Source organism: Microcoleus sp. B6-A1 (assembly GCF_036705085.1).
Taxonomy (GTDB): domain Bacteria; phylum Cyanobacteriota; class Cyanobacteriia; order Cyanobacteriales; family Microcoleaceae; genus Microcoleus.
In genome coordinates, this window is sequence record NZ_JAUBTU010000003.1 from 29,046 (window position 1) to 53,421 (window position 24,376).

General features: G+C 47.4%; 18 protein-coding genes. 8 read left to right on the forward strand and 10 right to left on the reverse strand.

What is annotated here, in order from left to right; genetic code table 11:
- The first annotated feature begins 52 nt into the window (after nucleotides 1-52).
- Nucleotides 53-1,927, forward strand: a complete 1,875-nt coding sequence (locus tag QUB11_RS01600) for a DNA-directed RNA polymerase subunit gamma (RefSeq protein WP_333203932.1) — start codon at nucleotides 53-55, stop codon at nucleotides 1,925-1,927.
- 461 nt (nucleotides 1,928-2,388) lie between these two features.
- Nucleotides 2,389-6,519: a DNA-directed RNA polymerase subunit beta'' gene (locus tag QUB11_RS01605; protein WP_333389491.1), complete on the forward strand. Its 4,131-nt coding sequence runs from the start codon at nucleotides 2,389-2,391 to the stop codon at nucleotides 6,517-6,519.
- Between the two features lie 316 nt (nucleotides 6,520-6,835).
- Here the strand turns inward: QUB11_RS01605 and QUB11_RS01610 are convergent, their stop codons facing one another.
- Nucleotides 6,836-7,231, reverse strand: coding sequence for a response regulator (locus QUB11_RS01610; RefSeq protein ID WP_006632892.1), 396 nt, complete (start codon nucleotides 7,229-7,231; stop codon nucleotides 6,836-6,838).
- 1,508 nt (nucleotides 7,232-8,739) lie between these two features.
- Between QUB11_RS01610 and QUB11_RS01615 the strand changes: the two genes are divergently transcribed.
- The 3 genes from QUB11_RS01615 to QUB11_RS01625 all read left to right on the forward strand — a co-directional run bounded on the left by QUB11_RS01615 (nucleotide 8,740) and on the right by QUB11_RS01625 (nucleotide 13,308).
- Nucleotides 8,740-11,292 (forward strand): DNA topoisomerase (ATP-hydrolyzing), encoded by a 2,553-nt coding sequence (locus tag QUB11_RS01615; RefSeq protein WP_333389492.1) that lies wholly within the window; start codon nucleotides 8,740-8,742, stop codon nucleotides 11,290-11,292.
- Nucleotides 11,293-11,541: 249 nt separating this feature from the next.
- The gene (locus tag QUB11_RS01620) at nucleotides 11,542-13,029 is read left to right on the forward strand and encodes an ATP-binding cassette domain-containing protein (protein WP_333389494.1); all 1,488 of its coding nucleotides are present in this window, start codon (nucleotides 11,542-11,544) and stop codon (nucleotides 13,027-13,029) included.
- A 126-nt stretch (nucleotides 13,030-13,155) separates the two neighbouring features.
- Nucleotides 13,156-13,308, forward strand: coding sequence for a chlorophyll A-B binding protein (locus QUB11_RS01625; RefSeq protein ID WP_194063436.1), 153 nt, complete (start codon nucleotides 13,156-13,158; stop codon nucleotides 13,306-13,308).
- A 212-nt stretch (nucleotides 13,309-13,520) separates the two neighbouring features.
- Here the strand turns inward: QUB11_RS01625 and rpoD are convergent, their stop codons facing one another.
- Nucleotides 13,521-14,687, reverse strand: coding sequence for an RNA polymerase sigma factor RpoD (gene rpoD, locus QUB11_RS01630; RefSeq protein ID WP_333389496.1), 1,167 nt, complete (start codon nucleotides 14,685-14,687; stop codon nucleotides 13,521-13,523).
- Nucleotides 14,688-14,976: 289 nt separating this feature from the next.
- Between rpoD and QUB11_RS01635 the strand changes: the two genes are divergently transcribed.
- Nucleotides 14,977-15,225, forward strand: a complete 249-nt coding sequence (locus QUB11_RS01635; RefSeq protein ID WP_333054807.1) for a hypothetical protein — start codon at nucleotides 14,977-14,979, stop codon at nucleotides 15,223-15,225.
- Nucleotides 15,226-15,373: 148 nt separating this feature from the next.
- Here QUB11_RS01635 and QUB11_RS01640 read toward each other — a convergent pair whose 3' ends face one another.
- The 6 genes from QUB11_RS01640 to trxB form a co-directional block, all read right to left on the reverse strand.
- Nucleotides 15,374-15,538, reverse strand: a complete 165-nt coding sequence (locus tag QUB11_RS01640) for a hypothetical protein (protein ID WP_223300711.1) — start codon at nucleotides 15,536-15,538, stop codon at nucleotides 15,374-15,376.
- Between the two features lie 255 nt (nucleotides 15,539-15,793).
- A complete protein-coding gene (locus tag QUB11_RS01645; protein ID WP_333203922.1) occupies nucleotides 15,794-15,937 on the reverse strand; it encodes a hypothetical protein in 144 nt (47 codons plus the stop codon).
- A gap of 405 nt (nucleotides 15,938-16,342) precedes the next feature.
- Nucleotides 16,343-16,948 (reverse strand): DUF4276 family protein, encoded by a 606-nt coding sequence (locus tag QUB11_RS01650; RefSeq protein WP_333257035.1) that lies wholly within the window; start codon nucleotides 16,946-16,948, stop codon nucleotides 16,343-16,345.
- Nucleotides 16,949-16,999: 51 nt separating this feature from the next.
- Entirely contained in the window at nucleotides 17,000-18,199 is a 1,200-nt protein-coding gene (locus QUB11_RS01655; protein ID WP_333203918.1) for an AAA family ATPase, read from the reverse strand.
- A 147-nt stretch (nucleotides 18,200-18,346) separates the two neighbouring features.
- Complete coding sequence (locus QUB11_RS01660; RefSeq protein WP_333203959.1) at nucleotides 18,347-19,231, reverse strand: ABC transporter permease; 885 nt, start codon at nucleotides 19,229-19,231, stop codon at nucleotides 18,347-18,349.
- A gap of 177 nt (nucleotides 19,232-19,408) precedes the next feature.
- Complete coding sequence (gene trxB / locus QUB11_RS01665) at nucleotides 19,409-20,779, reverse strand: thioredoxin-disulfide reductase (protein WP_333203916.1); 1,371 nt, start codon at nucleotides 20,777-20,779, stop codon at nucleotides 19,409-19,411.
- Between the two features lie 584 nt (nucleotides 20,780-21,363).
- Here trxB and QUB11_RS01670 point away from each other — a divergent pair.
- Nucleotides 21,364-22,380, forward strand: a complete 1,017-nt coding sequence (locus tag QUB11_RS01670; protein WP_333203914.1) for a methyltransferase domain-containing protein — start codon at nucleotides 21,364-21,366, stop codon at nucleotides 22,378-22,380.
- Between the two features lie 106 nt (nucleotides 22,381-22,486).
- Here QUB11_RS01670 and QUB11_RS01675 read toward each other — a convergent pair whose 3' ends face one another.
- Entirely contained in the window at nucleotides 22,487-22,666 is a 180-nt protein-coding gene (locus QUB11_RS01675; RefSeq protein ID WP_333203912.1) for a hypothetical protein, read from the reverse strand.
- Nucleotides 22,667-22,816: 150 nt separating this feature from the next.
- On the opposite strand from QUB11_RS01675, the gene QUB11_RS01680 reads away from it, so the two are divergent.
- On the forward strand, nucleotides 22,817-23,056 hold the full coding sequence (locus tag QUB11_RS01680) for a helix-turn-helix transcriptional regulator (RefSeq protein ID WP_172186452.1): 240 nt from the start codon (nucleotides 22,817-22,819) through the stop codon (nucleotides 23,054-23,056).
- A gap of 59 nt (nucleotides 23,057-23,115) precedes the next feature.
- Here QUB11_RS01680 and QUB11_RS01685 read toward each other — a convergent pair whose 3' ends face one another.
- Nucleotides 23,116-24,225, reverse strand: a complete 1,110-nt coding sequence (locus QUB11_RS01685; protein WP_333203910.1) for a diguanylate cyclase domain-containing protein — start codon at nucleotides 24,223-24,225, stop codon at nucleotides 23,116-23,118.
- Nucleotides 24,226-24,376 lie beyond the last annotated feature (151 nt).

The following is a 24,376-nucleotide window of genomic DNA, read 5'->3' on the forward strand; positions in this document are numbered from 1 at the left end:
AAAATATAAATTGCCAGCACTAATCGACAGTAAATAATCAATTGGAGTCAAAATGGCTAAAATAGAACAACGCTTTGATTACGTCAAGATAGGATTAGCTTCACCAGAAAGAATTCGACAGTGGGGAGAGAGAACTTTACCCAACGGTCAGATAACCGGTGAAGTGACAAAACCCGAAACAATAAATTACCGGACATTAAAACCTGAAATGGATGGCTTGTTTTGCGAGCGCATTTTTGGGCCTGCAAAAGACTGGGAATGTCATTGTGGGAAGTACAAACGAGTTCGCCATAGAGGCATTGTTTGCGAAAGATGCGGTGTTGAAGTCACTGAATCTCGCGTCCGCCGTCACCGGATGGGATTTATCAAATTAGCGGCTCCCGTAGCTCACGTTTGGTATCTCAAAGGCATCCCGAGTTACATGGCTATTCTGTTAGATATGCCGCTGCGAGATGTCGAACAAATCGTCTATTTCAATGCATACGTTGTCCTAAATGCAGGTAATGCAGAGAAGCTGCAATACAAGCAATTGCTCACGGAAGATGCTTGGCTGGAAATAGAGGACGAACTTTACAGCGAAGATTCCACACTCACAGGTGTAGAAGTGGGGATAGGTGCTGAAGCTTTGCAAGTTTTGCTGCAAAATATTCCGCTAGAAAGTGAAGCGGAAAAGTTGCGGGAAGATATTGCCAATGCTAAAGGTCAAAAACGGGCGAAGTTAATTAAACGTTTGCGGGTAATTGACAACTTCATCGCTACGGGATCTCAACCCGATTGGATGGTGCTCAATGTGATTCCGGTGATTCCCCCCGACTTGCGGCCAATGGTACAGCTAGACGGCGGGCGTTTTGCAACCAGCGACCTCAACGACCTTTACCGGAGAGTAATCAACCGGAATAATCGGTTAGCGAGACTGCAAGAAATTCTGGCGCCGGAGATTATCATCCGCAACGAAAAGCGGATGCTGCAAGAAGCTGTGGATGCGCTGATTGACAACGGTCGCCGGGGCCGGACAGTGGTGGGGGCCAACAACCGCCCGCTGAAGTCACTCTCAGACATCATCGAAGGGAAACAAGGTCGCTTCCGGCAAAACTTGCTGGGTAAACGGGTTGACTACTCCGGACGCTCAGTGATTGTGGTAGGGCCGAAACTGAAAATTCATCAGTGCGGCTTGCCAAGAGAAATGGCGATCGAACTTTTCCAGCCTTTCGTCATCCACCGCCTGATCCGCCAAGGACTAGTCAACAACATCAAAGCAGCCAAAAAACTAATCCAGCGCAACGATCCCAGTGTTTGGGACGTGCTTCAAGAAGTGATTGAAGGACACCCGGTAATGCTGAACCGGGCCCCCACCCTCCACCGTTTGGGGATTCAAGCCTTTGAGCCGATTTTGGTGGATGGCAGAGCAATTCAACTTCACCCGCTAGTCTGTCCCGCTTTTAACGCCGACTTTGACGGAGACCAAATGGCAGTACACGTCCCCTTATCTCTGGAATCTCAGGCAGAAGCACGCTTGCTGATGCTGGCCTCTAACAACATCATGTCGCCAGCAACCGGAAGACCGATCGTTACCCCTTCCCAAGACATGGTGCTCGGTTGCTATTACTTGACAGCCGAAAACCCTGACGCTCAAAAAGGAGCCGGCCACTACTTCTCCAACCTTACCGACGCCGTTGTAGCTTACGAACAAGGAATCGTTGACTTGCACTCCTATGTGTGGGTGAGGTTTCAAGGCGCCATAGAAAACGCAGAACCCGAAGGAGAACCACTGAAAGTAGAACGCTCTACCGACGGCATCGTGACAAAAGAATACAAGTTCCGCCGGGTTCGGGAAGACCCAGAGGGCAACACTCTCAACCAGTTCATTCGCACTACCCCGGGCCGGATTATCTATCACCAAACCATCGAATCGGTAATTAACAATTAGAAATGGGTAAGGGTAAGAGGTAAGGGATAAGAGGTAATGGGTAAGAGGTAATGGGTAATAACTGATAAATGATCGCTAATAAATAATAGTGATTAAAACCAGAAAATTTACCCATTACTACTTACAAATACTTTCAGCGACGCGGTGACTGAGCAAAGTCTAAGGGTAGAAAAAGCTACCAACTACCAACTAAGTAGGTAAGTGCAAATAAACTTTATTATGGGAAGGGCAGGTGAGTCGATTCATCTCCTAGCTTAGCTCTCTTCCTTATACGCTAAATCAGCCCTTACAAAAGGCTCGTGGTTTTTTACCCCGCTGTACTTATCAATTACCAATTACCAATTACCAATTACCACTTACCAATTACCAATCCTTCGGCTACGTTCTGAAACCTTGGGCTTAGCTCAGGGGAGCCGAAGTCGAACAGCAGTAAAAGTTACCAATTACCACTACTCAGAAAAATGACAGAAAATAAAGAAATTGTTTTTCGCAATCGAGTTGTTGACAAAGGTCAGCTCAAAAAATTAATCTCTTGGTCTTTCATGCACTACGGAACGGCCCGTACAGCGCAAATGGCCGACAAACTCAAAGACTTGGGTTTCCGCTTTGCGACACGAGCGGGAGTTTCGATTAGCGTAGACGACTTGCAAGTGCCCCCGTCAAAACGATCGCTCCTCGATGCCGCCGAAGAAGAAATCCGCATCACCGAACAAAAATACACCAGAGGCGAAATCACCGAAGTCGAACGCTTCCAAAAAGTAATCGACACCTGGAACAGCACCTCAGAAGACCTCAAAGACGAAGTAGTCAAAAACTTCCGAGCCACAGACCCCCTAAACTCCGTCTACATGATGGCCTTCTCCGGAGCACGGGGAAACATCTCCCAAGTGCGGCAGCTAGTCGGAATGCGCGGACTGATGGCAGACCCCCAAGGCGAAATCATCGACTTGCCAATTAAAACCAACTTCCGCGAAGGACTCACCGTCACCGAATACATCATCTCCTCCTACGGCGCCCGCAAAGGCTTAGTAGATACAGCCCTACGGACAGCAGACTCAGGCTATCTTACACGTCGCTTAGTGGACGTATCCCAAGACGTAATTGTGCGGGAAGTGGACTGCGGCACCCAGCGGGGAATTCGAGTCCGGCCCATGACCGACGGAGCAACAGTCCTGATTCCCCTCAAAGACAGACTGCTAGGGCGCGTGTTCGCCAGAGACGTGGTACACCCCAAAACCGGGGAAATCGTAGCTTATCGCGACGAAAAAGCCATCCGAAATCAGCCAATTACCGAAGAGTTGGCGACGGAAATTGGTAATTCTGGCGTGGGAGAGGTGTATTTACGATCGCCCCTGACTTGCGAATCTACCCGATCAGTTTGTCAGCACTGCTACGGCTGGAGTTTGGCCCACTTGAAAATGGTGGACATGGGAGAAGCGATCGGGATTATTGCAGCTCAGTCGATCGGCGAACCCGGAACCCAACTCACCATGCGTACCTTCCACACCGGCGGCGTATTCACCGGAGAAGTCGCCAAACAAGAACGCGCCCCCTTCCCCGGCGTAGTCAAATTCAAAAACCTGCGTACTCGCTCCTTCCGCACCAGACATGGCGAAGAAGCACTGGTGGCAGAAAACAACGGCAAGCTTGTGTTTGAGGGGGATGGTTTTGAGGAGGGGAAATCCGGGGCTAAGAATCAAAAACTGAAAATCGAGTTGGCGATTGTCCAGGGTTCTACTCTGATGGTCAAAGACGGACAGCGGGCGATTCCGGGTCAAGTTTTGGCTGAGGTGCCGATCGTCGGTCGGGCTGCGCGCAAGACTACGGAAAAAGTGACTACAGATGTGGCTTCTGACTTAGCGGGAGAAGCGAAGTTTGCTGATTTGGTGCCGGAAGAAAAAACCGATCGCCAAGGGAACACGACGCGCACAGCCAGCAAAGGCGGGCTGATTTGGATACTCTCAGGAGAAGTCTACAACCTGCCCCCCGGCGCCGAACCAGCAGTGAAAAATGGCGATCACATTCCGGCCGAAAGCGTGATTGCTGAAACTAAGCTGGTCTCGGAACATGGTGGGGTAGTTCGCATCGCTGACCCCAGAGAAATCGAAATTATCACCGCCCAAGTCCTGCTCGACCAAGCGGTGGTGCGGGCAGAAAGTGCGGGGGGCCGGGACCATTACACGATCGAAACATCTTCTAAGCAGCGGTTTTCCCTGAAGACTGCTCCTGGGAGCAAGGTGATTAACGGGGAAGTGGTGGCGGAACTGCTGGACGACAGCTACCGCACGGCTACAGGGGGGATTGTCAAGTACGGGGGAGTGGAAGTCCACAAGCGCGGCAAGGCTAAACTTGGCTACGAGGTTGTCAAGGGTGGGACTCTGCTGTGGATACCGGAGGAGTGCCATGAGGTGAATAAGGATATTTCTCTGCTGCTGGTGGAAGACGGCCAGTACGTAGAAGCCGGTACAGAAGTCGTTAAAGATATTTTCTGCCAAACCAGCGGGGCAGTAGAAATCACTCAGAAAAATGACATCCTCCGGGAAATTGTCATCAAGCCGGGCACACTCCATGTAGTTGACCGCCCGCCCCTAACATTAGGGGAAGGTCAAATTGTGAACGCCGGTCAAGAAATTTTCCCAGGCTTGGTTGCGGAAGAGTTGGGCTATGCCGAGTATATCGAAACCCCCGAAGGCCCCGCCTTGTTGCTGCGGCCTGTCGTGGAGTTTCCAGTGCCCGATAAGCCACCCGTGCCTTCTCAGACGGCGCTGAACGAGTCCATCTCTTTGAAAGCGGTGCAGCGGCTTCCTTATAAGGATGGAGAGCGCGTCAAATCTGTCGAGGGATTGGAACTGCTGCGGACTCAGCTTATTTTGGAAATTGGTTCGGGGGCTCCGCAACTGGCGGCGGATATTGAGCTGTTGCCGGATGAGGATGATGCTGCGGCTTTTGGGGCGGATGGTTCGGGGCCGGCTTGGGGTTCGGCTGAGGATGTTAGTGGGTCGCAGGAGTTGGCGGTGGCTGTGGATGATGGGGGCGATCGAGTTTCCAAGACTTTCCGCTTGCAGTTGGTGATTTTGGAGTCGCTGGTGATTCGGCGGGATGTGTCTGCTGACCCGACTCAGGGGAGCACTCACACGCGGCTGTTGGTGGAAGATGGACAGTCGATCGCGCCTGGGGCAGTAGTCGCCCGGACGGAGATTCTCTGCAAAGAAGCCGGTATCGTTCGAGGCATCCGCGAGGGGCTCTTAGAACCAGTGCGCCGACTGTTGGTGATGCGAGATGCCGATTCTATTTCGATCTCTGTGGCGGGTACCCCCGATGTCAGTCCGGGTCAACTGCTGGTAGCTGGTACCGAAATAGCTCCCGGAGTTGTTCTGGAAGAGTCGGGCCAAGTTGTGAAGGTTGTGCCTGCGTCGGAGACAGAACCGGCGAAACTCTTGCTCAGGGTAGCTCGCCCTTACCGGGTTTCCGCCGGTGCCGTCCTGCACGTAGACGACGGCGACTTAGTGCAGCGGGGCGACAATTTGGTGATTCTGGTGTTTGAGCGGGCAAAGACTGGGGATATCATTCAGGGTTTGCCCCGGATTGAGGAGCTTCTGGAGGGGAGGAAGCCGAAGGAGGCTTGTATTTTAGCTAAGCGGCCGGGGACGGCTCGTGTGGTTACGGATGATGATGTTGTGGAACTTGCGGTGATTGAGGATGATGGCCGGATTGAGGAGTATCCTTTGTTGCCTGGTCAAAATCCGATCGTATCCGACGGCCAGCGCGTAGGCGTCGCCGAAGCCTTGACCGACGGGCCTGCCAACCCCCACGAAATTCTGGAGGTGTTCTTCCACGTGCTGAAGGAGCGGCAGTCTACTTTTGAGGCTGCCTTGGAGAGTTTCCAGCAGGTGCAGACGTTTTTGGTGAATGAGGTGCAGTCGGTTTATCAGTCTCAGGGCGTGGATATTTCTGATAAGCACATTGAGGTGATTGTCCGCCAGATGACCAACAAAGTCAGGATGGAGGATGGCGGCGATACCACTATGCTCCCGGGCGAGTTAGTGGAGTTGCGGCAGGTGGAGCAGGTGAACGAAGCCATGTCTATTACTGGCGGGGCGCCGGCGGACTATACTCCCGTGTTGCTGGGGATTACTAAGGCTTCGCTGAATACTGATAGCTTTATTTCCGCTGCTTCGTTCCAGGAGACAACGCGGGTGTTGACTGAGGCTGCGATCGAAGGCAAATCTGACTGGCTGCGGGGCCTCAAGGAAAACGTAATTATCGGCCGCCTGATTCCAGCCGGTACAGGGTTCAACGCCTACGAAGACGCTGGGGTTCAGGACGCAGGCTTTGACGGCGCCGTATTTGATGACGACATCCACGACTTACAGGAAGATGTTGTACTTGACGATCGCACTGCCCGTCGTGCTTATACGATCGAAAGCGGTTATGAAATTGGCCGCGGAGCCGATCTTGAGCCCGATGAGGACTTTGAGGAAGTTGAGGTGGATGAAGACGAGTTTGTCGCTGAGGCTGAGGATGATGCCTTGGGCCCAGATGCTGACGATGATGATGATATCGGTTTTGACTTCGATGAGGACGAAGACTAATCGCAGTCTTGGGGCTGCATGAAGTGAGTGAATGGTGTTGCACAGGGCGATCGAATAATTTCGTTCCTCGTCGCAACGCACACTCCTATGTCACTCGTCATAAAAATCTCAAATTTTTCCTCAGAAATTACAAGTCCGAACTCATAGCATTGTGTAATCGGGACATCGAAAGGAAGAAGGAAGAAGGAAGATTCAGAGTTTAAGCAAACTTTGTAAATAAGAGAGTTTTAATTGTTTGTTGGTTCAAACGAACAATTCTTTCTTCCTTCTTCCTTTTTCCTTCTTTCTTCTTATTCCTTCTGCATATATGGTTCACTCAATCAGGCAGCAAAGCCTTGATTTGATTAACAAACTCTTGATGGTCTACCACAGGTTTAGAGATGTAACCGTCGGCACCGCTTTGATCCAGAAATGTTTCTTTATCACCAGCCATCGCGTGAGCAGTCACCAAAATAATCGGCAGCGATGCCGTTTGCGGGTCAGCTTTGAGCAGTTGAGTAATCTTAATGCCGTCAACAGATTTGCCCTGGTACACGCTGCGGGAAAGAGACACATCCATTAAAATCAAATCAGCTTCGCCGTTGGCAGCAATTTGCATCACCTCTTCAACATTTTCCGTGTGCTTCACGGCTAAGCCCCCCCGCTTAGTCAGAATTTTGGAAAAAACCCGAGCATTAACCAAATCGTCCTCTACAATCAGAACGGTTTTCATAAATAAATATGGGAAGTATAGAAACTTTGTGACTTTAGTCCAAAGAGGAACACGACACGGGGACTACATTCCCCGTCAAAAATGCAGAGTTTTTAGCGCCATCAGCCGGGAACCCTGCAAAACCCGTATGTATATCCTTGAGCCACTAGCTGTGAGAGGGTTTACAGATGCCTAGAAGCATCCAGTACCATCATTTAGACTACTACACACAGACAGTTTAGTTGTTTTTTATAACTACACCTGGCACTGGTGAGAGCCTCAAGATTCTCAGGTAGCAGGTTTCTAGTACAATCTAGGACGCAGGGACGACGCCTCGCAACCCGGTTTTTGCTCGTTTCGGCCGGCTATAACGAACTATTGCTATGAAAAAACCCGGTTTCTGACTACCCGTGCGTCCTGGACTTATAATATCCTCTCTTTCGGTAAAGCCTCCGGCTTCTACCATTTTAGATTTTAGATTTTAGATTTTAGATTTTAGATTTTAGATTTTAGATGGGAACTGATTGACTGGATATCAGTTTGGATCACGGGCCTACAGTTGCATTATTTTTTGAACTGGGATTAGAGTCGGGAATGTGTGATAATTATTTTCCTTCTTCCTCATTAGAATCAAGCCATGTTTATTCACGTACTCCCGTCGCCACAGCATTCGGAGTAGCGAATCTAGCGGGGATTGGTGGGGATTGTTGGAGATTCCTAATTCTCAGTTTTAACCCCTCAAAAACGGCTTAAAATATCGATGCTTGCGTTCATCAAGGGGATGTCAGACTAGGAGATATCGCCAGGAGAGCTTTTGAGTGATGAATTCATCAATATCGGCATTTTTGACACTCTCAGCGAGTCAGGGCCACGCTCTATGGTTGAATAAGCCCAAAACTTGGACTTCACTCATAGTCCAGTCGCCTCTACACGCTCAGAACAAGTACCAGTACCAGAGGTATTCAAATTCCGCTTACTTTTCTTTTTTAATAGTTTCGGAGTTCATCACGCTTGCCAAAATACGGTAAGCTCGATCTTCAACCATTGCTGCTTGATCCACGCTACGGCTGTACCGAGACGAGCTCAATGCGGGGTTTCTCCTGAAGAGAATATTTCTTCGTGTAGATGGTTATTCCTAATTGCAATTAAATTCTATCATGGATTGACGGGGACTCAAGTCCCTCGTGACGCTTTCCTAGGAAAAGCTAAAGCCTCACTAGGTTCTGAGTTTCGGGCATTCCGTGTTCTCCTGTGAATCAACCTTCTCACGGCAGAAGGTAAATAGACAGGTAGGCACAAATGAAGGCAACATAGAGGTTAGGGTAAGAGTGGAGAGTAAGAGGCAAGTGTTGCCCGTCTTCGGGACTCTGATTCTGCTTTCACAAGTTAAGTTTATTTTTATTCTTCAACTGGGCGGTTGGGTCGAACTTTCGGTTCGCCTGCGGCAAAGGCTTTTAAATCGAGACAGGGAACCTCGGCATTATTGACAGAGGCTGTTTTCACTCAGGAATTAACGGACACAAGGACTCATGGCTAAACAACTCAACCTACTTTCCGGGCAAGTAATTTCTACGCCTCTGCACGCCGAGATGCAGCAATCGTACCTCGAATATGCCATGAGTGTGATCGTCGGGCGAGCTTTGCCTGATGTCCGCGACGGTTTAAAACCTGTTCACCGTCGAATTTTATATGCGATGCACGAACTCGGTCTGACGCCAGACCGACCTTACCGTAAGTGCGCCCGGGTAGTTGGAGATGTTTTGGGAAAATATCACCCCCACGGCGACCAATCGGTTTACGACGCTCTGGTACGCATGGTTCAGGAGTTTTCGAGCCGCTATCCTTTACTGGCGGGTCACGGCAATTTCGGTTCGGTGGACAATGATCCGGCGGCTGCTATGCGCTATACGGAAACTAGGTTAGCACCGATCGCCCACGAAGCTATGCTAACCCAAGTAGGCGATGCAACTGTTGATTTTACTGCTAACTTTGACAGTTCGCAGCAGGAACCGACGGCGCTGCCTGCTCAGTTGCCGTTTCTGTTACTCAACGGCTGTACGGGCATTGCTGTGGGGATGGCAACTAATATCCCGCCGCACAATTTGGGGGAGGTGGTAGACGGTTTAATTGCTTTGATTGAAAACCCGGAACTATCCGACGAGAAGTTGATAGAACTGATTCCGGGCCCGGATTTTCCAACCGGAGGGGAAATCGTCGCTACAGAGGGCATTGTTGACGCCTACACTAAGGGTCGAGGCAGCATTGCGGTCAGGGGTGTGGCCGGGGTGGAAGAGGTGCCTGGTAATCGCAAGGTGCGTACTAAAACGGCGATCGTGGTGACGGAGTTTCCGTTTCAGGTAAATAAGGCGGCTTGGATTGAAAAGGTGGCGGAGTTGGTCAATGCTGGCCGCCTCGACGGTATTTCTGATTTGCGTGACGAGAGCGATCGCGAAGGCATTCGAGTGGTGATTGAACTCAAGCGGGAATTTACTCCAGAAGCGGTTCTCGCTCGCCTTTACCAACAAACTGACCTGCAAACAAATTTTGGGGCGATTTTGCTGGCAATTGTCAACGGTCAACCGCGACAGTTGACGCTCAGACAATTGTTGCAGGAATTTCTGGATTTCCGGGAAGTGACTCTTACCCGCCGCTACAATTACGAGTTGCAAGCAGCAGAACGCCGCTGTCATATTGTCCAAGGCTTAATGTTGGCTTTGACAAATCTCGATACAGCGATCGACATTCTCAGAAATTCTCCTGACGGCTCTACTGCTAAGCAAACTTTCCAAGTTCGCCTCAATTTGAGTGAAAGTCAAGCTGATGCGATTTTGGCGATGCCTATGCGGAGACTGACTGGTTTGGAAAGGCAAAATTTGCAGTCTGAGTTTGATGAGTTGATGGCTAATATTCAAGAATTGCAGCGGTTGTTGAGCGACAGGCGCGAACTTTTGAAAGCTTTAAAGAAGGAATTTCGATCGCTAAAACGTAAGTACGCTGACCCCCGCCGCACTAAATTCGCCAATGGAACTGCACGCGCAGCAAACGCCGAACCACAATTTTCTGGTAAGAAAAATTCTGCGGTAAAGCAGTTGTCGCCGGCAACGATTCAGCCTAGCTTATTACCGGTTCTAGAGGCAGAGGAAACTATTGTTGAATTTTCGCACAAGCAGTACGTGCGACGCTTGCCGACTGGGGAAAAGCCACGCTCGAAGAGTCGCGAAAAATCGGTTTCAGCGTTAGAAAAGAATGAAGATTTTATTGTGACGGCAAATCTGACGAAAACCGATCGCACTTTGGTCGTTTTAACTCCTAACGGCAAAGCTTACCCGCTGAAAGTGGCCGATATTCCTAGTAGTAGCGCCAAAGACCGGGGAACGCCGATCGTTAGTTTGTTGTCGCCGAGTGCTACTAAAGATAGTGCCGATCGCGCTTTGTCGGAAATCACAGTTGCACACTTTATTTTGCCGGAAAATTCGGAAGCCGCAGATTTAGTAACTCTGACTCAGCAAGGAAAAATTAAGCGCTTGGCGATGCAGGAATTTGCTGATTTGACTAATCGTGGGGTTACTGTTGTTAAACTCAAGGAGGACGATCGGCTGCGCTGTGCGAGTCTGGGTAAAGTTGGCGAGCAAGTGGCGATCGCAACTTCAGGAGGCAGAGTCCTCCGGTTTGAGATTGATGATGAACAACTGCCGCCAATGGGCCGCGCGGCCCAGGGTTCTCAAGTCACCAGGTTGCGGAAGCAGGAAGAGTTGGTGGGTTGCATCACTCTTTACCCGGACGACAGTCTGGTACTATTTTCCGAGTTGGGTTGGGCAAAACGAATGCCGGCAGGTTCTGTCAGACTTACTAACCGGGGGGAAATTGGCACTCAAGCTTTTCGCTTCGCAGAGCCTAAAGATGCTTTAGTTGGTTTGCTGCAGGCTGTTCCGGGTACGGATGTCAAACTTTTTACTAATTCTGGCCGCCTGTTGCGATCGGCTATTGATGCTATAGCTTTTTGGGGGAAAGATGCTGCGGGCGATCGAGTTTTTGACCTCAATCCGGGTGAAAGAATCATCAAAGTTATCAGCAGTCAATAGTCAATAGTCATGGGGCATGGGGCATGGGGCATGGGGCATGGGCCAAACAGGGCATTGAGGAATTAATCTGACTTCTTCCATCTGACTTCTGACTTCAACATCCATCCGTTAAATCATTTAAATCCTTTACACTGCTCGTTCCCCAACTTCCTCCTTCCTTGAATATCTCAATTACCAATGCCCAATGCCCAATTCCCAATTCCCAATTCCCCAATCTAAAATCTAAAATCTAAAATCTAAAATTGTTTAATGGCGCAAGTTGTATTAGAAAATATCTACAAAAGTTTTCCGCTCCGCCAAGGAGAACAGGAAAAAGAAGCAAACACCGTCGCAGAAAGTGTCTCACCTATAGCCGATCGCCCTGCGTCTAACAGCGTTTTGCGGCGCATTAACCTGACGGTCGAAGATGGGGAATTCATGGTGCTGGTGGGGCCTTCTGGCTGCGGAAAAAGCACTTTGCTGCGATCGATCGCCGGTTTGGAAGTTTTGACGGCCGGCAATATTTGGGTTGGCGATCGGCTCCTTAACGATTTGCCTCCTAAAGACCGAAATATCGCTATGGTATTTCAAAATTATGCTCTCTATCCTCACTTAACAGTTTACGATAATCTCGCCTTTGGATTGCGCCGCTCTGAAAGGGAGAAGGAAGAAGGAAGTTCGGCAACGGATTCTGTAACGGATGTAACGGATGTAACTGATAGAAGGAAGAAGGAACAAGGAACAAGGGAAAAGGGAGCAGCTAGAAGGAAGCAGCTAGAAGGGAGCAGAGAGAAGGCAGAAGAGACAGAAAAAGAAAAAGGAAGCAAGGAGAAGGCAGAAAAAATCAGGAATCAGGTAAAAGAGCTTATTAATTATTTAGCTTCTAATACTTTAAACAACGAGCGAATATATGCTTTATGGGAGGATTTTTTGGTAGGAGCGACTCGCAAGTTGCCTCCCGGTTTGCGCTATTTGTCGGAACGGGAAAAGGCTGTAGGAAAACGAGTGCGGGAGGTAGCTGAATTATTGCAAATAGAATCTCTTTTAAATCGCTTGCCAAAACAACTTTCGGGAGGGCAAAAGCAGCGGGTAGCTTTGGGTAGGGCGATGGCTAGAAATCCTGAAGTTTTTTTGATGGACGAACCGTTATCGAATCTGGATGCGAAATTGAGGGCCCAAACGAGATCGCAAATTGTGCAGTTGCAGCGACAGTTGGGAACTACAACTATTTATGTAACTCACGACCAAACTGAGGCGATGACTATGGGCGATCGCATTGCTATTATGAAGGTCGGCCAGATTCAGCAAGTAGCTCAACCTCTAGAGCTTTACAACAAGCCGGCTAATCTGTTTGTTGCTGAGTTTATCGGTTCTCCGCCGATGAATTTTTTGTCTGTGGAATTTAGTGCTCCGCTGTTGATTTCTCACCCGCAATTTCGCTTTACTTTACCCGATATTTGGGCAAAAAGTCTACAACAATATGACGGGCGAAGGCTGATTTTGGGCATTCGGCCGGAACATCTGAGCATTAACCCTCCGGCTACCAAAAATATTTCGGTACAAGTGGAAATTGTAGAGGCTTTGGGACACGAAACTTATTTGGGGGTTTGTTTGACGGATGCTCCGGCGGTGCGGATGCAAGTGCGGGTTCCTCCTGAGCGATCGATCCGAGTTGGCGAGGAGCTTTGGTTGGCTATCGCCCACGACAAGATTCACTTGTTTGACCCTGATACCGAGTTGGCTATTTTTCCTCGTTAGGCAAAATCATCAAGGTCGATCGACCGTTGTGACCGATATCACTCATCACAAGCTTGCACTTTTTTCAAGTCACTGTTATATTTATTTACATAAGCCTTACAAAAGTTAACGAAAGGAGTTCGCACTATGCAAGAACAAAAACGCAACGCTTGGAACTGGGGCTTCAGCGAAGGAGCCGAAAATTGGAACGGTCGTTTGGCGATGATTGGTTTCTCTGCCGCTGTCATCATCGAATTGGTTTCCGGTCAAGGCGTGCTTCACTTTTGGGGCCTGATGTAATTTTCTAGTTAAGACTTTTGTGACAATGCAAAGCTTGGGAGTTCCGTAACGGACTCCCTAAATTTTGGCAGCGCGATTTGGGCCACAAATAGCCAATTGCTCCCTGCAGTTAGCAGCACAAAATTTAACAGCTCTAGCTCAAACCGGGTCGGGGGGTTCCCCCCCCCCAAAAGAGTGATAATCACTCTTTCGGGTGATGCTAGCAAATTACTCTAGCGGATATATTCTTTCAAGATGCTGTTCCGGTTGGGATGGCGCAACTTCCGCAGAGCTTTAGCCTCGATTTGGCGAATCCGCTCACGAGTGACGTTAAAGATTTGACCAATTTCCTCCAAGGTCTTCATCCGTCCGTCATCTAAGCCGTAACGCAGCCGCAGTACATCTCGTTCTCGGGGGCTGAGAGTATCCAAAACGCTTTCCAAGTCTTCCCTGAGCAAGTTTTTCGAGACTTGATCTTCTGGTGTTTCCCCGTCAGATTCAATAAAGTCTCCCAGACGCGAATCTTCCTCTTTGCCGATCGGAGTTTCTAGAGAGATGGGCAACTGTGCGGACTTAGCGATAAACCGCAACTTCTCGATCGTCATCTCCATGCGGGTAGCAATTTCTTCTTCCGTAGGCTTGCGACCCATTTCCTGAGACAGGAGTTTGGTAGTTTTCTTGATCCGCGAGATGGTTTCGTAAAGGTGAACCGGTAGGCGGATAGTGCGGGATTGGTCGGCGATTGCCCGGGTGATGGCCTGACGTATCCACCAAGTTGCGTAGGTAGAAAACTTGTAGCCTTTTTCGTGATCGAATTTTTCAGCGGCCCGGATCAGACCCAAAGAGCCTTCCTGAATCAAATCTTGGAAAGACAAACCGCGATTCATGTATTTTTTGGCGATCGACACCACCAAACGCAGGTTTGATTGCACCATTTTCTCCTTGGCCCGCCGACCAACGTGAAGTCGGTGACGGAATGCAGGAAGTGCCATATCTACAGCATTAGCCCATTCGCTGTCTTTGGGTTCGCGGTTATACTCTTCGAGCAGTTGTTCTCGAACTCGCTCTAATTCCAGCAAATCTGCAATTTTGCGCGCTAGTTCAATCTCTTCGTCAGCTCGCAGCAGTCGAATCCGACCGATTTCTTGCAGGTAAAGACGAATAGAGTCTTCAGTATAATGCTTTTTCTTTGCCTGTGCCCGCCGGCGGGCTTTGGCGCCTTTGCCAGATTTAGGGTCTTCCTCAGATTGAGAGTCTAAGAATTCTTCTCGATCGTCTTCTTCGTCGATAAAGAGCTCTAACTCGCTCTCAGGTAGAACGCTTTCGGCGCCCCGAAGCAACTCGAGTGTTTCCATTTCCGGTGTAATTGTGGTTTCGAGTACGGTGTTAGCCTGGATCATGCCGTCTTCCTCATGCTCCTGAATTAAAGAATAAATAACAGTGGAATAGTGTCTGTTTGTAGTTTAGACAAGTTAGCCAGTATTGACATTCCCGCAGGAAAAAATAGTGGGATTTTCGGTCTGCTAGCTGAATCTGTTACCGAAACAGCACCTGTTTTATGAGTCACAGTTCGAGTTCTGGCTTGAAGCAGGCAACGCATTCAATCGATCGCAAATTTTAACATCGCGACCTTGAATTGAGCTAGCGGCTTTTTCTTTCGGAACGAGTTACCACATCATCTGCGATACCTTGCCCACAGAAGCAAACCATGAAGTGCGATCGATCGCACTTCCAAAAATACTGGCTTTTTTACTCGGTACTTCGAGCTTTTACCCGTACAAGTTTTCCCGCACGGAACCCTCTAACTTTTGTATTGGAGGTATCGAACTTTTGATTCGCCTTGCTTTCACTCTGGTTGTCAGACATGACAGTTGCACGGCAAATTTTCGCCACCTTGGATGTCGGTCTGCTGCCTCAAATGCAACAGCAGAGGGTTGAAGCACCAAAAGGGGAGAATCGGATCTTGCCAAGACCTTCCCGATTGTAGCCTTTCTCACAAAAAATGGAAGTTGTTTTCCATTGTTTATCAAGAACTAGGAAAACTCTGTCAGCTTAGCTTGACAATACTAACTCATGTCCGGCTCTGCTAAATCCTGAGAACGGCCCGCAAAAACTTTGGCACGATCGAACGGCGCTGTTTTCTGCGTATATCTGGGTGAACGGCTGCGGCGTAGTTGGCCAGACAGTTAGCAGACAATTTTTGAGTTGCCCAAATTGGAACCAATACAATCCGTGTAGATACACCCATCATTACCCTGTTTCCCTGAATTGAATCATACGCAATCTGCGATTGAATAAAGCTCGTAGCTTTAGTTTTAAGCCGGCCACTCTGGATTAGAGACCGACTCTGACCCCCTATGAAGCGTTGCGGGTTGAGTAGTGCAACAGGGGCTTTAATTGTTAAGTTAGCTCAAATCTCAGAAATTGGCTTTAATTTTGACGTTAAATCACATTAAGTTCTTAACGTCACATTCTTATTTAAGCAGTTCGACACGAGTTTGTCGCGTCAGTGGCAAAAACCACCAGGATAAATTCTACTGAGAGTTAAGCCACCGCGCCACTCTCGGCTGCGGACTTCTCTAAATTTTTTGGCTTTCGGTTCGCACTTGCGCGATCGCACGTTTCTCTCACAAACAATACAATTAGCCATCTCCCGGAAGTATAACTTCACGATTCCTTTAAATATATCGTGACAGTGTGAAGATTCGATAAACCCCTTTAATTAAATTTAGATAGCATTCCCGAATTGTCTGGATAATTTCAAGCAGACGAAACAAAAGCCACAGCGGGCGTTGCTGCAACTGTCGGCCGATGATAACTCCCCCAGGGAAGAAAAACTTATCCAGTTAGCGATGTGCTTGCTATTGTTAGAGAGGGCATAAACTGCAGGAGGCTTAAACAAGGGAAGGGTAGGACGCTGGTGCGATCGCTAAAACTTTTGTTACATTTATTTACAGCGTGTCCTCCGAAAGCGCGGATCTAGGTTTGAGCTCTAAATTATTTATCGCCCTCCTAGGTCAGCAATGACGAGAGCGAAAATTGTCTATAAAGTTGATTATACCTGCTTACTATTGATGATTTCTAATAAACCTTGATAAAAGACTTTGAAGCTTTTAGAGAGATTTGATTCAGGATTCATATATTTAGAAATTTCGCTAGAGGCTTTATATTTTTCTAGTCCTCCCTGATGGTATCCAGCGTTCCGTAATACTCTTTCTAAAGCCTCCCAGGTGCCTCCTTTGATAGCATCAGGCTCTCGATATTTTTTTTGATTAGCTAAATTGGGAGAGACTTTAGGGTAAGCTTGGCGAATTGCTTCAACATCGCCGAAAAACCACGCTTCTAATTCTTCAACTACAATTCGATTTAAGACTTGGAATGATTTATCTTTTTGACAGGAAGATTTAGTGATTAATCCCGATGATATTGCCATTATTTCTAGTTGTTGTTTTAATTTGAGACAATCTTCTCGATCTTCATCTATTAAAATAACAATTTTCCAATCAGGCGGAAGCCATGCTTGATAACCTTTCAAACGGTTAGGCAATTTAGCCAGTAAATCTGTTTTCCCTCGAAAAGCATGAATTTTATAGGTAACAGTCGATGGCAAAATTTTGGGCAAAAGCTGGGTTAAAGCTGATTCTAGGGATGCTTCTTCCACTAAAAACTCAAGATGCAAAATGCTCGCCTCCTCATAAGTTTCAGGTTAAAATCATTGCGGTACACCCGCATTTTTGAGGGGATTTCCCACATCAAAGAAATCTTCCATCCACAGCGATCCGAGTAACGAACCGTTTTCTATGAATTGTTTGATTCCCGGCATATCGGCGGTTTTTTTGGCTTGAGTATAACCTTTTTCATCTCTATATAATACCCATAATTCTTCTGGTTTTAAACGATCTACAAAAAAGGGAGAATGGGTTGTTATCATTAATTGAGTATTCGCCGAAGCCGAACGACATTCTTCTGCAAGCTGAGGTAATAATTGCGGATGCAAATGATTTTCTGGTTCTTCTATTCCCACTAATTGCGGGGGATTGGGATCGAATAAAACTGTCAAATAAGCTAAGAGTTTTAACGTACCATCGGAGGCATATTTTGCCAAAATGGGATGAGAAAAAGGAGCATCTTTAATTTCCAACAAAAGTCTGCCATCCTGCATGACAAGAGCCTCGACTTTTTCGAGGCGTGGAATACGAGCAGAAAGGGTTTTTAGTATTTGTTCTAACCGTTGGGGATGTTGTTCTTTTAGGTATTGGATAACATTAGGTAAATTGTCACCAGTGGGGGACAATCTTTCCTGTGCACCTGCTTCGGGAAGGCTGCGGGTATTATCTGCGGTTAAATAGGATAAATACCAACCTGTAATAAAGCGTCTTAATGCGCTGACGCGAGGATGTTTGGCAAATTGTCCTAATGTATTTACTGCTAATAATTCAGATGATGCTAGTTGTTCGGTTATCCTTTCGCCTTCTTCATCAGGAGTTGCGCCACTAATGACTTGTCCTTCGCCTTTTTTGAAATCTAAAAAGCGAAAAGGTTTACCTTGACCTCCTCGTCTCCACTGTAACCATTCTTCAGCGATAAAAGGACGATTATTTTCTTCATCTATGGCGAGATAATAGGTGATTAACGGTGATTTTGATGTCTCTCGATATTTTAATTCAATGATGATACAGCCTGTACTATCTCTGGTGCGTAATTCTCGAAATCTGCCTCGTCTATCCCATGCTTTTCTGAGGCTTTCGGTGAAACATTCGGACAGGAAAGCGAAAACATCAAAAATAGTTGATTTTCCGCTGCCATTTGGTCCTAAGAAGACGGTTAATGGAGTAATATTTTTAAGTTCTAGATTATGTAAAGCTCGGTAATTTTGGACTTTTAGATATTCTATGCGTGGAACATTTTTCATGATTTCGCCTCCTTAACTATACTTGGTGTTTCTTGGATAAGTAGGTCGTTTTCATTAAACCTAAAACGCTTTTTCGTTAGATTCCCGACTTCTCAAAGAAGTCCGGAATCTGGGTGTTTGGTTTTTTGAGATTGTGCTACAGAAAAATTACTGCTGATTCCGCAGGCGAGGATTCACAAACTCGTTTAATCCTTCTCCCACCAAAGACAATCCCACTACCATTAAAGTCATCGCCAAACCGGGAAACAAAGCTGTCCACCAAATGCCAGTAGGTAGCGCATCTAAAGCTAAACGCAAGTCGTGGCCCCATTCGGGAGTTGCTTCTGGAAGTCCTAATCCGAGAAATCCCAAACCTCCTAATGTTAAAATTGCATCGGCAGCGTTGAGCGCAAACAGCACCGGTACGCTCTGAATCACATTCAGAAACAGGTAGCGCGAAAGCACTGTCCAAGTGTCAGCACCCATTGCTCGCGCGGCTTCGACAAACAATTCGGTTTTGACGCTGACGGTGTGATTCCTGACGACGCGGTAGTATTGAGGGATGTAGGAAATGCTCAGGGCGATCGCAGCATTCAAAACTCCTTTTCCCACTACAAACGCTAACGTCAAAGACAGCAGCAGCCCCGGCAAAGTATAAATTGTATCCATTAAAAATAACAACACTCGATCGAGCTTACCGCCCAAATAACCGCTAACCAAACCCAGCGGCACACCGATAAACAAACTCAAAGATGTGGCTAAAATTACCACTTGCCAAGCAGCGCGAGAAGCAAACAGCGTGCGGGAAAACACATCGTAGCCGCTGCGGCTAGTACCAAACCAATAATTCGCCGACGGCGGTTCGTGGATGGGGTTACTCAAAGCCTCGGTAGGATTTTGCAGCCATCCCCAAGCTTGCATAGCTGGAGACAAGGTTGCTACCAATATAAACACGGCAGTTATTGTCAAACCTGCCCACATCATTTTCATTGACAGGCTTGACGGTGAGGCACTGTTGAGAAATCGCGGCAGTCGGAGGCGGCTTTGAGCCATAATTGATAATTCGTGCGTCAGATTTGTTTTCATCAGCATATCAATATTTACCGAAAACCATAGGAAGACTTTTTAACCGGAGATGAACGCAGATAAACGCAGATGTAATCTTATCTGCGTTTATCTGTGTTCATCCGCTGATATCTGCGGTTAAAAAGTCTTCACTAATTTGCCTTTCTACAAATTACTAGCAATTAACTCGCGGTACTGGCTTTTCGGCTTAACTCCCTTGAGCTCAGTCACCAAAGCTTTGTCTTTGAAATACTGAATCGTCGGCGTACCAATTACGCCAGCATTTTCAGCAATTTCTGGATCTTCTTCGATGTCAATTTCCACGTAGTGGATTTTGCCCTCGAACTCATCTACTACTTTGCTCAAAATCGGCTTAAGGCTGTGGCAAGGGCCGCAAGTCGGAGCGGAATATTTGACCACAATCAGTCGATCGCTATCGTGGAACAACTTCCGCAAAGCATAACCTCCTTCGTGGCGCGTGTCTTGGATATCAAAGTTCTCGCTGGTTTTGCGTACTTTTGGAGCTTCCGGCGCTGCTGTGGGTTGCTCGGATGCCTCGGTTTGATGGAATTCCTGCGTTAAACCGTTAACTGACAGCCAACGTTCTGCCAGCATCGCCCCCATACAACCGCTACCGGCGGCGGTGATTGCTTGGCGAAACTCGTGGTCTTGCACGTCGCCGACGGCGTAAACTCCCTCGACGCTGGTTTCTACCGAACCGTGTTTGGTAACGATATAGCCTACTTCGTCGAGTTCTAACTGACCTTGGAACAGTTGAGTGTTGGGAGTGTGACCGATCGCGTAAAACAATCCTTTCACCAGCAAATCGCTCTCAGTGCCGGTCACGATATTTCTAAGTCTCACCCCGTCCATTTTGCCACCCGCTTCGCCCAAAATATCCACTGCTTCGGTGTTCCAGTGCACGGTAATTTTGGGATTGCTCAGCACTCGGTCTTGCATGGCTTTGCTGGCGCGCATTTGATCGCGCCGCACCAGCATATGTACGTGAGAGCCGTATTTTGTCAAATAAATAGATTCTTCCGCTGCTGTGTCGCCCGCGCCGATGACAGCTAAATCTACTCCTTTAAAAATTGGGGTAGCACCGTCGCAAATCGCACAGGCAGAAATGCCGTGACTCCAAAATACGTGTTCGCTAGGCAGCCCCAGCCTTTTCGCCGTCGCGCCTGTAGCGATTACTATCGTGTGGGTTTTGATTTCTCTATCTTCTGATCGCACTGTAAACGGACGCTTGGTCAAATCCACCGAAATTACATCTTCTGTGTATAATTCGGCACCCCAGCGCGCTGCTTGAGCTTTCATCCGATCCATCAGTTGCGGCCCGGTGATGCCTTCGGGAAAGCCGGGAAAGTTTTCGACTTCTGTGGTGGTCATCAGTTGACCGCCGGGGACGCCTCCCGCTTGGTAGCCTTCAAAGACTACGGGTTTCAGGTTTGCCCTCCCGGCGTAGATTGCTGCGGTGTAGCCTGCTGGGCCTGAGCCGATAATTACTAAGTTTTCTACGGTTTGTTCGGTCATAGCTATTTATTCAAACTCATAACGACTTCGTTTTACTAATTCTAGCAGAGTTCGAGCAAGTTTGGTTTGATGCCATTGTGCGATCGAGCATCTGTATCTATTGTTGAGGGTCGATCGGTCTTCGGGGCAATTCCGGCTACTTTAATAAGCAAAAACAATCTAAAAGTCGATTTAGTTTTAAATGTTCGATCTATTTTGACCTCTCAATTGTTAAGCAAATCTAAAGACGACCAAAATTATTGACTTCATTCTCAATTATTTTACCTATTTACTTGTTTTGAGGCTTGTGGTACGATTTTCATAATCCAGGGGCATTATGACTAATTTTACTTTTTGACGCTGAAAGCTTTTAAAATCGTAAAATTAACGAATTCGCAAATGTAATAAGTACAATTATTTATGCAAAATCCGTATTTTATGGTTTAAGAATTGTAACGCAGATTTTGCCAGATTTGACAAAATACAGTATTTGTGGTATGCAAGGTGCAAGCGGGGGGAAATTAGAAGGAAATTTTTAACCGCTTTGGAAGCACAGGCGGGACGCCCGTGCCACGATAAACATAGAATTTTGTAATTGTGTCTAGATGGATAAAACCAAGATATTGTTTGTGTGCAGTCAGAATAAGTGGAGAAGTTTGACTGCCGAGAAGATATGCGAGAATGTTAGTGGCTACAGTGTGCGATCGGCGGGAACGGAAAAAGGTGCAAGAATTAGAGTAACTGAGGGTTTGCTGGGCTGGGCGGATTTGATATTTGTGATGGAGAAGAAGCATGGCGATCGACTTCGCAGCAAATTTCCCGAAAGTCTCGAAGGCAAGAAAGTTATTTGCCTGCAAATCCCGGACAATTACAAATATATGGAACCGGAGTTAGTCGAGCTTTTGCAGGCGAAGCTCAGCCTCTATATGGAAATGCCAGAGAACGAGATAAATTTTATGCAGCGAGTTTTGGAACCGGAAGTGATGGATTCCTTGGAAGAGGCGATCGAATACGATTCGATGGACTTTGCTGACGTTAATGCTGCTTTTGCTCAGAGTGCTGCGGCGTTGGGGCCGGTTTTTGGAAACGTTTTGGATGCGGGGACGGGTACGGCGAGAATTCCGATCGCCCTTTGTCAACTCCGGCCAGCATGGAAATTGACTTGCATTGATTTGTCGCCAAATATGCTGAAAGTCGGGGCCCAAAATGTGGAAAAGGCGGGCGTGCGATCGCAAATCAGTCTCGAATTAATTGATGCTAAGGCAATGCCGTATCCAGACAGTTATTTTGACATGGTGATTTCCAACAGCATTATCCACCATTTGCCCGATCCGCTGCCGTTTTTGCAGGAAATCAAGCGGGTGTTGAAGCCGCAGGGAGCAATTTTTTTGCGGGATTTGCTGCGACCGGAAAAAGCGGAAATCAGGGATAATTTAGTCAATCTGTATGCAGGAGATTGCAACGCGCATCAGAAACAGTTATTCAGCGATTCGTTGCAAGCAGCATTTACGCTGGATGAAGTTGAGGAGATGATCCAAAATGCCGGGTTGGATGGGTTGAGGATTTATGAATCTTCGGACAGACACTGGACGGCAGAACGTGCTTGGTGCGAGTCTTTGTAGGCACGGGACGATCGTCCGATAAAATTTCAAATGAGAATAGGAGCGATCGCGCCTTTCGAGCTATGCGCCTTACCGTTGGGCGATCGCTTCCAAACTCAAAACTAATTTACGAGCGATCGCCCGGATCGAACACGACTATTAGGCGAGCTTCCGGCAACAACTGTCGCAAAATGCGGATCTGACCGTCTGCATCCGACCAACTGCGAAACCGACCCACGACGCTTCTTTGTAAATTGGGAAGCAGGCGAACAATAATCCAGGAATTCAGACGCTGTTTGTAAGGCATAATCGATTCATGCTCCTTTCCAAAGGGGTATTAGAGCCAGTCCTTGTACTTTCCACGGTTCTGGACTGGCTATTAAACATATTGTCTAATCAATTTATTGTTTAGTCAAGATGCTTAAGCATCTTATATAAAAAATGTGCGATCGAGGATATGCCGAAAAAGCCCGTTCCGCGACCTGAAGATGAAGAGTCGCATTTGAAGAAGCTCAGGGAAGAACTGGAGATGAGTCAAGAAGATTTGGCCCGAGAGCTTGGCGTTTCGTCGCAAACCATCAGCCGTTGGGAGTTGGGGAAGAATGTGCCGACGTTCACCGTCAAGCAGATGAAAGCTTTGGAGAAATTGCTCGCTAGCATCGGCAGGTCGATCGGGGATTTGCCAGACAATCTGTGATCGAAACCATTAAACCAGCCCACGGATAAATCCGTGGATCACTTTTTCCAATCTAAAATCTAAAATCTAAAATCTAAAATCACTCGATCGCGCCCTCGGTCTTTAGCTTGATAAAGCGAACGGTCTGCCGCCGCAAGCAGTTTTTCCGGGGAAGTTTCGGGCTGAGGAAACGTGCTCGCTACCCCCAAACTCAGCGTCACGAAAGAACACACCGCTGAATTAAGGTGTTCGATTTCTAGTTCTTTTACCCAAACTCGAATTTGCTCTGCAATCCAAACAGCTATTTCTGACGAAGTGCGGGGTAAAATTACCGCAAATTCTTCACCTCCGTAACGAGCTACCAGAGTCTCCCCCGAAACTGCCCCTGCTGAGTAATGTACAGCCTCAACAATAGTTTTGGCTACCTGTTGCAAACAAGCATCTCCCGCCTGATGCCCGTAAGTATCGTTGTATGTCTTAAAAAAGTCAACATCGCATAAAATCAAAGATAGTTCTGCTGCTGCTTCTCCCAATTCTTGCCATTTTTTCTCTAAGTATTCGTTAAAACAGTGGCGGTTGGCAATCTGAGTTAAGCCATCTAAGTTGGCAAGGCGATACAATTCGGAATTAGCTGCTTTTAATTGAGAGTTAGCTGCTTCTAACTCGGATTGCGTGAGGGATAAATTGTAATAAAGTTCGCTCATAGACCAAGTAGCTTGTTGGTGAATTTGGGATAAAGCTACCCACAGTTGATGCACGTCTAAAAGTCGGTAAACTTGAGGTTCTAACTGCACAACAATCGGCTCGTAAAGCAGTTCCGGCGGTCGCTGCACGGAGCGCTGAGCGGCCATGACAATTAAGGCTACTCCTGGTAAAATCAAAATATCGGTTTGAGCTATTTGATACAAGGCTATAATCGGTCTGCAAGCAAATATATCTACTCCGTAAGGGCGGCTCATGCGTTCCATAAATCGCCGACGCGATATCATCCCTAAAAATTCCCCATTTACGGTCAAGATAACTCCCGGAAGCAGCGGGTGAGATTGAAACAACCGAGCTACTTCTTTGGCGAGATATGAGGAGTCAACCTGAAAATTGAATAGAGCCAGATCCTTAAGGGTAGACTCTAAAGATAAATTTTGGGGTGAGTTTTCTGCCGAGTTAGACGGCTCAATAAATTCAACAGACACAGCGCAGATCCGAATAAACAATAAACCAGCAACAAAGCTAGTGTCAGCTATTAAATTATATAATTATTTATTTATTACCAGTGACCGTATTCTTTACTACACTATTTATTTAAGCTGCGTTAGTTTCTGCCGTGCCTGCATTGTATTGATT